Annotated in this window: 10 protein-coding genes and 1 pseudogene; 7 read left to right on the top strand and 4 right to left on the bottom strand. The window is 75.0% G+C overall.

Features of this window, described 5'->3' with window-relative positions; genetic code table 11:
- Nucleotides 1-186, bottom strand: a pseudogene (locus ACWDD9_RS42120) (NmrA family transcriptional regulator); the annotation flags it as partial.
- Nucleotides 187-956: 770 nt separating this feature from the next.
- Between ACWDD9_RS42120 and ACWDD9_RS42115 the strand changes: the two are divergent.
- From ACWDD9_RS42115 to ACWDD9_RS42095, 5 genes are all read left to right on the top strand, one after another.
- Nucleotides 957-2,183, top strand: a complete 1,227-nt coding sequence (locus ACWDD9_RS42115) for a Rieske 2Fe-2S domain-containing protein (protein ID WP_449814573.1) — start codon at nt 957-959, stop codon at nt 2,181-2,183.
- Between the two features lie 528 nt (nt 2,184-2,711).
- Nucleotides 2,712-3,530, top strand: coding sequence for an AfsR/SARP family transcriptional regulator (locus ACWDD9_RS42110; protein WP_049653285.1), 819 nt, complete (start codon nt 2,712-2,714; stop codon nt 3,528-3,530).
- 66 nt (nt 3,531-3,596) lie between these two features.
- Nucleotides 3,597-4,385 (top strand): SDR family NAD(P)-dependent oxidoreductase, encoded by a 789-nt coding sequence (locus tag ACWDD9_RS42105; protein ID WP_387828422.1) that lies wholly within the window; start codon nt 3,597-3,599, stop codon nt 4,383-4,385.
- A gap of 61 nt (nt 4,386-4,446) precedes the next feature.
- Complete coding sequence (locus ACWDD9_RS42100; protein ID WP_449814572.1) at nt 4,447-6,783, top strand: condensation domain-containing protein; 2,337 nt, start codon at nt 4,447-4,449, stop codon at nt 6,781-6,783.
- Nucleotides 6,784-6,822: 39 nt separating this feature from the next.
- Nucleotides 6,823-7,269: an SRPBCC family protein gene (locus ACWDD9_RS42095; protein WP_449814571.1), complete on the top strand. Its 447-nt coding sequence runs from the start codon at nt 6,823-6,825 to the stop codon at nt 7,267-7,269.
- Between the two features lie 12 nt (nt 7,270-7,281).
- Here the strand turns inward: ACWDD9_RS42095 and ACWDD9_RS42090 are convergent, their stop codons facing one another.
- The gene (locus ACWDD9_RS42090; protein ID WP_449814570.1) at nt 7,282-7,773 is read right to left on the bottom strand and encodes a winged helix-turn-helix transcriptional regulator; all 492 of its coding nucleotides are present in this window, start codon (nt 7,771-7,773) and stop codon (nt 7,282-7,284) included.
- A gap of 107 nt (nt 7,774-7,880) precedes the next feature.
- Between ACWDD9_RS42090 and ACWDD9_RS42085 the strand changes: the two genes are divergently transcribed.
- Nucleotides 7,881-8,378 carry a hypothetical protein gene (locus tag ACWDD9_RS42085; protein WP_049658900.1) on the top strand — a complete coding sequence of 166 codons (498 nt, stop codon included), beginning with the start codon at nt 7,881-7,883 and terminating at the stop codon, nt 8,376-8,378.
- 35 nt (nt 8,379-8,413) lie between these two features.
- On the opposite strand, the gene ACWDD9_RS42080 is transcribed toward ACWDD9_RS42085, so the two are convergent.
- Together ACWDD9_RS42080 and ACWDD9_RS42075 are read right to left on the bottom strand one after the other, a co-directional pair.
- Nucleotides 8,414-9,301: a hypothetical protein gene (locus ACWDD9_RS42080; RefSeq protein ID WP_449814569.1), complete on the bottom strand. Its 888-nt coding sequence runs from the start codon at nt 9,299-9,301 to the stop codon at nt 8,414-8,416.
- A 124-nt stretch (nt 9,302-9,425) separates the two neighbouring features.
- Nucleotides 9,426-10,367, bottom strand: a complete 942-nt coding sequence (locus ACWDD9_RS42075; RefSeq protein ID WP_449814568.1) for a TIGR01777 family oxidoreductase — start codon at nt 10,365-10,367, stop codon at nt 9,426-9,428.
- A gap of 187 nt (nt 10,368-10,554) precedes the next feature.
- On the opposite strand from ACWDD9_RS42075, the gene ACWDD9_RS42070 reads away from it, so the two are divergent.
- Nucleotides 10,555-11,805, top strand: coding sequence for a cytochrome P450 (locus tag ACWDD9_RS42070; RefSeq protein WP_449814567.1), 1,251 nt, complete (start codon nt 10,555-10,557; stop codon nt 11,803-11,805).
- The last annotated feature ends 22 nt before the right edge of the window (nt 11,806-11,827 follow it).

Below are 11,827 nucleotides of genomic sequence, written 5' to 3'. Positions count from 1 at the left end.
CTCCAACGCCCCCTCCCACGTCCCCTCGTCGTGCCAGTCGAACGGCACCGCACCCGAACGCGACCCCACCCGCACCCCGTACCCCAGGGCCGTCAGCCGGTCCGCCACCCGGCGACCCGTCTTCCCCGTCCCACCGACCACCAGCACGACACCGGACTCGACCGCGAGATCCACCACACCAGCCATCACACACACCCTCATTCCAAGACTCGGAGGAATCACCGACGACCGGTCCTTCGGAGGCGCCGGTTGCGCCCGATCGGTTCGTCGTCGTGGCACCAATTCAAATCCCCCCTGGCCCGGCGATCCATAGCCGCCGCTCTCAGTTCCATGCGCGAGCGTCTACGCCACCGGTACGTCACCGACCAGCGGCGCTCCGCCCACCCACGGCCGTCGAGCCGTCCGCGGCCAGGGCTCCCCTGCCACCCACCACAACACACCCCACCCCCGGCAGAAAGCCCTTTCCAGCACCTCTCGACCCCTCCTCGACCGCGTGGGGCAATCACCGCGCGGTGCGTCCGCAAAAGGCCGAGGGGAAATCGGGGGGAACCGCGTCGGTCGGCCGGATCCGCATTCCCGTCACGCCGGGACCGCGGAATCCGTCGCCGTCGCCGATCGCCCCACGGTACGGGCCCGTACGAATATCGTCCGGGCCGGGCGGCCCTGTTCCGCCCCGGGTGCGGCCCGCCGCCCCGCCGGCCCCCCTTCGGCCCCGCTCGGACGTCGAGGCCGCGCCGACCTGCCCGAATACCCCCGTGGCCCCGGGGCCGGGCGAGTGGCTGGGACCTGTCGAATCCTTGAACCGGTCTACCTGACGGATCATCAGACTTGTTGTGAGTTAGGGAGATTGTCCGTGCACGGGCTCCCGTTCCATGGCTAGCATCGGAAATCCATTCTGTTCGAGCGCTAATCGCCTGGGAGGGGCGGCGCCGGACAGACCGACAGGAGACTTCTTCATGCGCGTGTCCAAGCACGTCCACCCCGTCAGCAGCCGCCCGACCGCGGCCGATGTCGCCCTGCCACCGGCACTGCCCTACCCCGACGGCTGGTCCGCACTCGCCTTCTCCGCCGAGCTCAGGCCCGGCACCGTCCTCACCCGCCAACTCGCGGGCGAGGACGTCGTGCTGTACCGGCTGCGCAACGGCCGCCTCCGCGCGATCCGCCCGTACTGCCCGCACCTCGGCGCCCACCTCGGCCTGGCCGCGGTCGAGGGCGACCACCTGGTCTGCCCCTTCCACCGCTTCGCCTTCGACGCCGAGGGCCGCTGCGTGCGCACCGGGTACGGCACCCCGCCGCCCAAGGCGGCACTGACGCCGCTGCCGGTGCGCGAGGTGAACGAGGCCGTCTTCGTCTGGCGCCACCACGACGGCCGGGAGCCGGACTGGGAGATCCCCGCCTGGCACCGGATCGACGACGGGCGGCAACCCCTGCGGTACACCTCCTTCGAGATGCCCGGCTACGCCCAGGACGTCATGGAGAACTCCTTCGACCTGGGCCACTTCGTCACCCTGCACGGTTGGCCGCAGGGCGAGTTGGCGAAGCCGGTGGAGTTCGACGGCACCACCTTCCACATCTCGATGCTGGTCCGGGAGACCTTCCCGCTGCTCGGCCTGCGCGAGGTCCAGGTCGAGGTGGACGGGTACGGCCTCACCGCCCTGCACACCGACGTGCACACGCCCTCGCTGGGCCTGGAGATCTGCTCGCTGGTCATGGCCACCCAGGTCGCTCCCGGCCGGATGCAGCTGCGGCAGGCGAGCCGCTTCGTCATGTCGGAGCCGTCCGGACTGCCGCCGGTCGTCGCCCGGACGGTCAGCCGGGCGGTCACCAGGCTGCTGGCGGGCCCGATGTTCAAGCGCAACCTGGAGTTCACCGCGGCCGACTTCCCGATCTGGTCCACCAAGCGGTACATGTCACCGCCGAAGCTCGCCCCGGGCGACGGGCCGATCGGCGCGATGCGGCACTGGGCCCGGCAGTTCTACCCGCCGGACCACCAGGCGCACCTCCCGGGGCCGGCCGCCCTCACCGACCGGGACGGGCACGGCCCGAACGGGAGCAGCACGCCCGACGGCGCCGCGAACGGGCACGGCCCGAACGGGAGCGGCACGCCCGACGGTGACGCCGCCCCGAGCCGCACCCCGGCGGAGGCCCCCGGCACCGCCCCCAGCGGAGCCGCCCGGAGCTGAGCCGGCCCCGGCCACCCGCCGCCCCTCTCCGCCCAGCTCCGTCGTCCCGACCTGGAAACGGGCGTGCCGGCTCCGGAGAGCGAGGACCTTCCTCGGCGCCTGGCAGGGCACCCTGGGCAGCCAACAGACCTTCGTCAAGCCGGACTTCGCGATCACCATCGCCCAGGGCCGGACCAACGACCCGGTCGCGCAGATCCACAACAACGAGGCAGGACGAAGCACCCCCTGTTCCGCGCACGGCGGGGCGGCTCCCGCTCCCCGGGGGCCGCCCCGCCGCTTCCGGCTGCCCGGAAGCCCCCACCAGAGCGCCCGGAACCCCGCTCGACGGGCACTTGAGGAATCCGGCCGCCCCTCCGTGGCGCCGCTAGGGTGCGACGCATCCACCCCACCATCCCCCTGATTCGAACACACTTCCGCACCAGCAGCGCACAGTTCACCGGACCCACGGGTCCACGGTTCCACAGCCCCACGAATCCACGGGCTCACGATCCTCCGAGCCCCACTCACCCGCACGAGAGGAGAACCGCCATGCACCTCAGGGTCCTCGGCCCCCTCACCGCCGACCTCAACGGCATCTCCGTCGTCCCCACCGCCGCCAAGCAGCGCCAGATCCTCGCCCTCCTCGCGCTCTACCCGAACCGGATCCTGCCCACGGCCACCCTGATCGAGGAGATCTGGGGCGACGACCCGCCAAGACAGGCGCTCACCACGATGCAGACGTACATCCTGCAGCTGCGCCGCCGGATCACCCAGGCCCTCGGGCCGACCCCGCACGCCACCGCCAAGGACATCCTCACCACCCGGCACGGCGGCTACCAGCTCACCACCCACCCGGACAACCTGGACGTCCACACCTACAACCTGCTGACCACCCAGGGCCAGCACGCCTTCAACCACGGCCAGGACCACCAGGCCGCCACCCAGTTCCGCCAGGCCCTCGCGCTCTGGCACGGCCCGGCCCTGGTCGACGTCCGGCCCGGGCCGATCCTCACCATCGAGATCATGCGCCTGGAGGAGAGCCGGCTGATCACCCTGGAGCGCCGCATCGACACCGACCTGCGGCTCGGCCGGCACAACGAGCTGATCCCCGAGCTCACCCACCTGACCCACCAGCACCCGCACCACGAGGGCCTGCACGCCCAGGCCATGGTCGCGCTCTACCGGGCCGGCCGGCAGACCAGCGCCCTGACCACCTACCACCACCTGCGGCACCGGCTGACCACCGAGCTCGGCATCCAGCCCTCGCCGCACCTCCAGCACCTCCAGCACGCGATCCTCACCCTGGACCCCACCCTCAACACGCCCACCACGGCCCACCCGACCACCTACAACCTGTACTCGGCCTGAGCCCCGTCCGGACGGCCGTCCCCGCCGACCTCTCCCAGCTCCCAGCCCTCACCCACAGGACGCGTCATGACCACCGCACCCGAGAAACCCCTCGCCCTGATCACCGGCGGTACCCGCGGCATCGGCCTCGCCATCGCCCGCGAACTCGGCAGCCGCGGCCACCGTGTCTTCATCTGCGCCCGCACCGCCCGGGACATCGACCAGGCCCTCGCCACCCTGCGTGACGAGGGCCACCAGGCCGACGGCCTCACCTGCGACGTCCGCGACCCCGTCCAGGTCGCCGAACTGATCCGGCACGCGGTGGCCGAGTACGGCCCGATCACCGTCCTGGTCAACAACGCCGGACGCACCGGCGGCGGGCCGACCGCGACCACCACCGACGACCTCTGGTACGACGTCATCGACACCAATCTGAACGCGGTCTTCCTGGTCACCCGGGAGACCCTCCGGCACGGCCACATCACCAGCACCGCCCACCCGCGGATCATCAACATCGCGTCCACCGCCGGGAAGCAGGCCGTCACCCTGGGCGCCCCGTACACCGCGAGCAAGCACGCCGTGATCGGCTTCACCCGGGCGCTGGCCAAGGAGCTGGCGCCGACCGGCACCACCGTCAACGCCATCTGCCCGGGGTACGTCCAGACCCCGCACACCACCAGGATCCACCACGAGTACGCGACCGCCTACAACACCACCCCCGAGACCATCCACCAGCACTTCCAGCAGCACATCCCGCTCGGCCGCTACACCACGCCCGAGGAGGTCGCCTCGCTGGCCGGCTACCTCACCAGCCCCACCGCGGCCAGCATCACCGCCCAGGCACTGAACGTCTGCGGCGGGCTCGCCACCCAGTAACCCCGGCGCGATCCCGGCCGGCCACGGGAAGGATGAGGGCTCCGGTGCCCGCTGATCAGCCATGACGAACCGTCAGTTCTCCAGCGCACCCGTCACCTTGCTGGTGGCCGGCGCTCCCGCGCCCGAGCCCTGCCTGCCCGCCGGCCGTCCGCCCGGGCCGCTGGACGCCGGGGCGGTGCGCGCCGCGCTGGCCGGCGCCGCCCCCCGGCCCCGGCGGGCGCCCGAACGGCCTGCCCGGGCACCGGAGTTCGTCCTGGTCGAGCTGCACCGGAGATACCCCCCGGAGGCACTGCGCGCCGCGCTGCGCAGCGTCCTCGCCGACGACCCCGCCGGGCCCGCGGCGGACCTGCTCTGGCAGCGGACGGTGGACGGCCCGGACGGGCTCGACCGGGTGCTGGTGGAGCTGGGGCGCAGTCTGGCCGGCGGCCCCCGGCTGCGGGCGGTCCTGGTCGAGGACGCGCGCGACGCCACCGGGGACGGCGGGCGCCACACCACCGGGGACGGTGCGCCGGACGGCGGGCGGCGGCTCTTCGTCGGCGTCGCCCAAGGCCCGCTCGCCCGCGCCGCCGGAGTGCTGGAGGAGCTGCGCGAAGCACTGGCGCACCCGCCCGAGCCGGTCACCGTACCGACCAGTGCCCTCCAGCGGGAGCTGCTGCGCCAGGTGATCGGGGAGTCCGAGCCCGGCGGACGGCACGTCGAGCAACTGTCCTGGAACTGGCACGGGCCGCTGGACACCGAACGCTTCACCGCGGCCTGGCAGTCCGTCTTCGACCACGAGACGGTGCTGCGCGCGGCCTTCGACTGGGACGAGCACGGCCCCGACGACCCCTGGATGGTGCTGCACGAGCACGCCATCCCCGAGGTGACCAGGCACCGCCACGGCGCCGCCGAGTGGGAGGACCTGCTCGCCGCCGACCGCCGGCGCGGCTTCGACCTGCGCCGCCCCGCCCTGCTGCGCGCCACCCTCGTCGACGCCCCGCCGGACGCCGGGGAGGGGCCCGCCACCCGGGTCCTGCTCACCTACCACCACGCGATGCTGGACGGCTGGAGCGTACGGCTGCTGCTCCAGTCCTTCTACCGCGCCTACCTGACCGGCGGCGTGCTGGCCGGCGGCCAGCGCCGCCCCGACCTGCGCGACCACGCCCGCTGGCTGTCCGGCCAGAGCACCGACGCCGCACGGCAGTTCTGGTCCACCCGGCCCCCCGCCACCGCCGTCCTGCCGCTCGCCCCCGACCCGCGCCGGCGCGGCAGCGGCCGGGCCCGGCGCCGGCTCACCCCGTACGAGGCGGTCCGGCTGCGCGGCTGGGCGGCCGCCTGGGGCGCGGGCGAGAGCAGCGCCCTCCAGGCGGCCTGGGCGCTGCTGCTGTACCGCGCCGAGCAGACGGACCGGCCCCGCCGCCCGGCCCGCGCGGTGCGGGTCGGCTTCGCGGTGACCGTCTCCGGCCGGGGCATCCCGCTGGACGGCGTCGAGCGGCTGCCCGGCGCCCTGCGCAACCCGCTGCCGATCTCCGTCCGGGTGCAGCCGGGCACCACCGTGCCGCAGCTGCTCGCGGCGCTGCGCGACGGGGTGCTCGACCTCGCCGCGTACGAGTGGGTCTCCCCCGGCCAGGCCCACCGCTGGACGCCCGGCGCGCGCGGGCAGCGGCCGAACAGCCTGGTCGTCCTGGAGCACCAGCCCGCCGCGGCACACCACCTACGGCTGGAGACCGACCTGGCCGCGCACGGCATCCACGTGGAGAGCCCGGCCCCGGCCGGCACCCTCACCTCGTACCCGATCACGCTCGCCGCCCACTACGACGCCACCGGCGGGCTGGTCCTCACCACCACCCACGACCGTGCCCTGCTCGCCGACCGGGACGCCGCCGAACTCCTCGACCAGAGCGCCCACCTGCTGCGCAGCTTCCCCGACCTGCCGAGCGGGCTGGGCACCACCGAGGTACTGCGCTCCACCCTGGCCGGACAGCCGGCGCCCCGGCTGGGCGAGCCCGCGGCCGGCGCCGCCGAGGGCACCGAGCCGGCCGCCCCGGCGGTGTGCCTGGACGTGCTGCGCCGGGCCGCCCACCCGGGCGCGGGCTGGGTCCTGCTGCTGCCCCCGCCCGACGCCCCGCACACCCGCTACCCCGGCGCCGCGCGCGACTGGCCCGGCCCGCAGGCCCTCGGGGTGCTGCGCCCCGCCGGGGACGACCCGCCCCCGGCCGCGTACCGCCCGGTGCTCGGCCCGCTGCTGGAGTCCCGCGCGCCGGTCGCCCTGGTCGCCCCGCCGGGGCTCGGGGCCACGGCGTGCGGGATCGCCCGGCTGGGTTCGCCGGCGCACCCGCCGCTGGTGGTGCTGCTCGACGGGGACGGCGACCTGACGGCGGTGGCGGGCCTGCTGGGGGGCCTGCCGCGGCGCCGCTAGGGCCACCGCGCGGCTTGGAGAGGGCCTAGGGTGGCGACCGTGGCCCGCTTCGTCCTGATCCGCCGTACGCCGCTGCCGCCCGCCGAGTGCTGGGAGCGGCTGACGGCCTGGCACCGGCACGGGGACCGGGTGCCGTTCACCCGGGTCCGCGTGGTCCGGGGTTCCGGCCGGGAGGCGGGCGATGTCGTCCTGGCCCGGACGGCCCTCGGGCCGTTCCGTTTCGACGACCCGATGGAGCTCACCGAGCTGGTCGTCCCCGGCCCCGGCCGGGACGGGCGGTGCCGGCTGGTCAAGCGCGGCCACCCGGTGCACGGCTGGGCCGAGCTGCGGGTCCGGGCGGTGGGCGGCGGCAGCGCGGCGGTCTGGACGGAGGAGCTGACGGTCGCCGGCCTGCCCCGGACGCTCGGTCCGCTGCTCGATCCGGTCCTGGCGCGGTCCGGGCGCCTGGTCTTCGGCCGGGTCCTGAACCACCTGCTGGGGCCGTAGCGGCCCGGCCGCTCAGGACGGCAGGAAGCGGGCGCCCGGGCCCGGGCTGCGGTAGACGGAGTCCGGGGACAGGTGGGTGTGGCCGCCCGCGCATTCCAGCACGAGGGTGACCGGTTCGTCGCAGCCGTGCTCCTCGCCGCCGCCGTGCCGGACGACGACCGACGGGCCCTCCTCGTCGGCGAGGTACTTGTCGCCCCACTCCAGCAGGGCGATCACGGTGGGCCGCAGGTCCCTGCCCTTCGCGGTGAGGCGGTACTCGAAGCGCTGCCGGTCGCCGGGGTCCTGGTACGGCACGCGGCGCAGCACGCCCGCGGCGACGAGGCCGTCGAGCCGGGTGGACAGCAGGTTGCTGGCGATGCCGAGCCGGGTGCGGAACGCCCCGAAGCGGCCGACGCCGTCCAGCGCCTCCCGCACGATCAGCAGCGACCAGCGTTCGCCGACCGCCGCGAGGGCGCGCCCCATCGAACAGTTCACCGGGTCGATCCGCCGCCGCTGCTCCGCCATGGGTCGATCCTAGCCCGTCCGACCCACCTGGGTTGACAATCCGTACTCAGCCCGGGCTAGGCTCCGGGCCACCTGAGTTGAGAAATTAAATCCAGGAGGCGACGGCCATGCCGATGCTCGACGTCCACATCCCCGACGGCGCCCTGCGCCCCGAGGCGGAAGCGGCCCTGCTCAACCGCATCACCGAGATCCTGATCCACCACGAGGGCTTCGACCCCGCCGACCCGGTCACCCGCTCGGTGTCCTGGCTCTTCCTCCACCGGCCCGCCGCCGTCTACGTCGGCGGCGAGCTCGCGGACGCGCCGCGCTACAAGGTCGTCCCGTCGGTGCCCGAGGGCCAGCTCGACGCCCGCAAGCGCGCGGGCGTCATCGCCGACGTCACCGAGGCGATCCTGGACGCCGAGGACGGCGCCTGGCCGCGCGACCCCGGCCGGATCTGGGTGTTCCCCACCGAGATCCCCGAGGGCCACTGGGGCGGCTTCGGCAAGGTCAGGCCGCTCGCCGCGATCCTCGCCCGGCTCACCGGCAACGACCGCGCCCGGGCCCGCGACCTCGCCGCGCGCCGCATCGCCGAGAGCCGCGCCGAGCACGCCCGGCTGCCGTAGGGCGTGCCCGCCGCCGACCGACGCCGGGCCCCCGGTCAGCCCCCGTCGCGGCGGCCGCGCCGCGGGCCGGCGGAGGCCCGGCGCCAGTCCAGGTACTGCTGGCGGACGTACGAGCGCGCGTCGTCGTCGGTGGCGGCGGTGACGCCGTCGTGCTCGCACAGGTAGCCGGCCGAGATCCGCGCCCACACCACCTGCTCGCGGTCCGCGTCACCGCCCGCCAGCGCGATCCGGTCGGCCTGGGCGGCGGCGCGCAGCAGGTGGGCACGCCGCTTGCGGGGCGGGCTCTTGGCGGTGTTCCGGCCCGCCGCCAGGTACGCCTCCTCCTCCGCGATGCCCGGGGCGCCCGCGTACGCCTCCGCCGCCGTTGGCACCGGCCCGGCCGGCACGCTCCGCACCGCCGGGGGCGGCGTCGGCGGCAACCCGCGGGCGTGGAGCACGTCGTCGGCGAACTCCGGCCGGTCGACGGGCAGCCCGTGCCGGCCGAAGAGGGCGAACAGCTCGGCCAGGGCGCGCGGTTCGAGGCCGCGCGGCCGGTCGTCGTCGGTGACGTCGAACCGGCCGAGCAGCGGGCCCCAGAACCGGCCCGGCGGGTCCACCAGGCGCAGCCGGAGGGTGACCCGGTGGACGCTGGTCTCCTCCTCCTCGTCGAACTCCATGGCCAGGCCGCGGATCTCCGACCAGGCGTAGCGGCGCGGGACCAGCAGCCGGACCACGGTGAGGCCGTCCGCCTCCTCCCGCAGCCAGAAGGTGTGCGGTACTCCGACGGCCACCGCGCCAGCGACCACGGCGCCGATGAGCACGGCCGTCCCCGAGTCGGCCAGACCGGACTCCCCCAGCACGATCACCGTCACCAGGGCCAGCAGGCAGCCGACGCCGATGATGTCCACCCGCCGCCGCATGTACGACAGCCGTACCGTCCGCATCCCGCCCCCTGGTGTCCCCTGCGTGTGGGCTCCACGCTCCCGGCAGCGGCCGGGCCCGGGCAAGCACCGGCGGGCAGCTGTGACGGCCCCGTGACGAACCCGGCCCACCACGCTCCGGACAGCGCTACCGCCCGCGCAGCCGCCGGACGAGGTCGCGGGCGGCCTCCGGCCAGCTCGGGTGGTCGAAGGTGAAGCCCGCGTCGAGCAGCCGGGTCGGGACGACGCGGCGGCTCTTCAGCAGCAGTTCGGTGTCGGAGCGCAGCGCGAAGGCGCCCAGTTCGGCCATCCAGCGGGTGGCGGGCAGGGCCAGCGGCATGCCCCAGGCGGTGCGCAGCTCGCGCATGAACGCGCGTTGCGGCAGCGGGTTCGGGGCGGCGAGGTTGACCGGGCCGGTGAGGTCCTCGCGGGCGATCAGGAACTCGACGGCGCGGGCGAAGTCGCGCTCGTGGATCCAGGAGACGTACTGGGCGCCGCCCGCGACGGGGCCGCCGGCGCCGAGCCGGGCCAGCCAGGAGAGCGCGTCGAGGGATCCGCCGCGCTCGGGGCCGAGGACGGCGGCGGCGCGCAGGGCGACCCGGCGGGTGTGCGGGGTGTCGGCCTCCGCCTGGGCACGCTCCCAGGCCTGGGCGACGTCGATGCTGTGCCGCCAGGCGGCCGGGGCGTCGGGCTCGCTGCCGCCGATCAGGCCGTCCAGCTCGCCGTTGGGGGCGTCGTGGCGGTGGGCGTAGACGGTGGCGGTGCTCATCTGGAGCCAGTGCGCGGGCGGGCGGCGGGCGGCCGCGACGGCCTCGCCGACGACCCGGGTCGACCGCACCCGCGAGTCCATCATCTCCTGCCGGTTCGCCTCGGTGGAGCGGCAGTTGACGCTGCGCCCGGCGAGGTTGAGCACGACGTCGGCCCCGTCGACCTCGGCCGCCCAGGCGCCGAGGGTCCGTCCGTCCCAGCCGACCTGCCGGGGCTCGGCGGGCCTGCGGCTCAGCACCACGACCTGGTGCCCGGCGGCGGTCAGGCTCCGGTCGAGCAGCGCCCCGAGTGCCCCCGATCCGCCGGGAATGACGACCTTCATGGCTTCCCCCTCCTGCCCCCGGTTCCTGGGAGCCCAGCCTAGCCCAAGCTTCTGAACGCGTTCAATTACACCGTCCGCGCCACCGCCCGGACGACTGAAACCACGGTGAAACCGCACTGAAGGCGGGCCCCGGCAAGCTCCGGGGCATCGAAAGCCGCACAGCCGTGTGACGAAGGAGAGACCCGCCATGACCACCACCCCCGTCCGGCTCACCCCCGAGGACGTCGAGAACCCCGTCGGCGCCTACGCCCGCTTCCGCGAGCAGACCGAGCTGCCCCGGGTCGTCCTGCCCGGCCTGGACACCCCGGTCCGACTGGTCACCCGCTACGCCGACGTCAAGGCCGCGCTCACCGAGCCCCGGCTGATCCGGGACCGGGCGGGGCTCGCCGCTCCGGCCGACGCCGGATCCGACCCGCAGGACGAGCTGCTGGCCGCCGCCTTCGACAGCTTCCCCGCCGAGTACGCCGGCTACCTCTCCGGCCACCTGGCACTGTTCGACGGCGAGGAGCACGCCCGCCGCCGCGCGCCCCTGACCCGCGCCTTCACCGCCCGCCGGATCGCCGCCCTGCGCGGCTTCGTCGAGCGCACCGCCGCCGAGCTGCTGGCCGACCTCGCCGCCCGGGACGAACCGGCCGACCTGCTCGGCGAGTTCGCCTACCCGCTGACCACCCAGGTGATCTGCGAGCTGGTCGGCGTCGAGGAGGCCGACCGGCCCCGGGTCTGCGGCTGGATCCGCGACTTCGCGTACGGCGACGGCAGCCGCACGGTCGAGGGCCTGGTCGGCATCGTCGACCACGTCAAGGAGCTGATCGCGCGCCGCCGCGCCGAACCCACCGGGGACCTCGTCTCCACCCTGGCCCACGACACCCGCGAGGGCGAGCAGCCGCTGGACGAGGACGACCTGGTCGCGGCCGTCTTCCTGCTGATCAACACCGGCATCACCCCGCCCGCGCTGTTCCTCGCCCACGGCCTGCTCGCCCTGTTCGACCACCCCGACCAGCTGGCCCGGCTGCGCGCCGAGCCGCAGCTGCTGGAGCGGGCCGTGCCCGAACTGCTGCGATACATCACCCTGGTGCGGATCGGCGCCACCCTGTACGCCGCCGAGGACTTCACCTTCGCCGGGACGGCGCTGCGCACCGGCGACCCGGTCACCGTCGCCCTGCTGGCCGCCGACCACGACCCGCGGGAGTACGGCGAGGCGCCAGAACGCCTCGACATCGCCCGGGAGTTCGGGCGCGGCGACGGCCACCTGGCGTTCGGCCACGGCGCGCACTACTGCCTGGGCGCGGCCCTCGGCCGGCTGGTCACCTCGGTGGTGCTGGACCAGGTGCTGATCCGGCGACCGGAGGCGGCGCTCGGGGTCGCGCGGGACGGGCTGGAGTTCGGCCACTGGCCGGCCGACGGCTTCCACCTGCTGCGGCTGCCGGTGCGGCTCTGAGCGGGCGCCGGCGTGCCGGGGC

Source organism: Kitasatospora sp. NPDC001119 (assembly GCF_053598475.1).
Note: the sequence above shows the minus strand (reverse complement) of the source record. Positions and strands in the feature narration are given on the sequence as shown.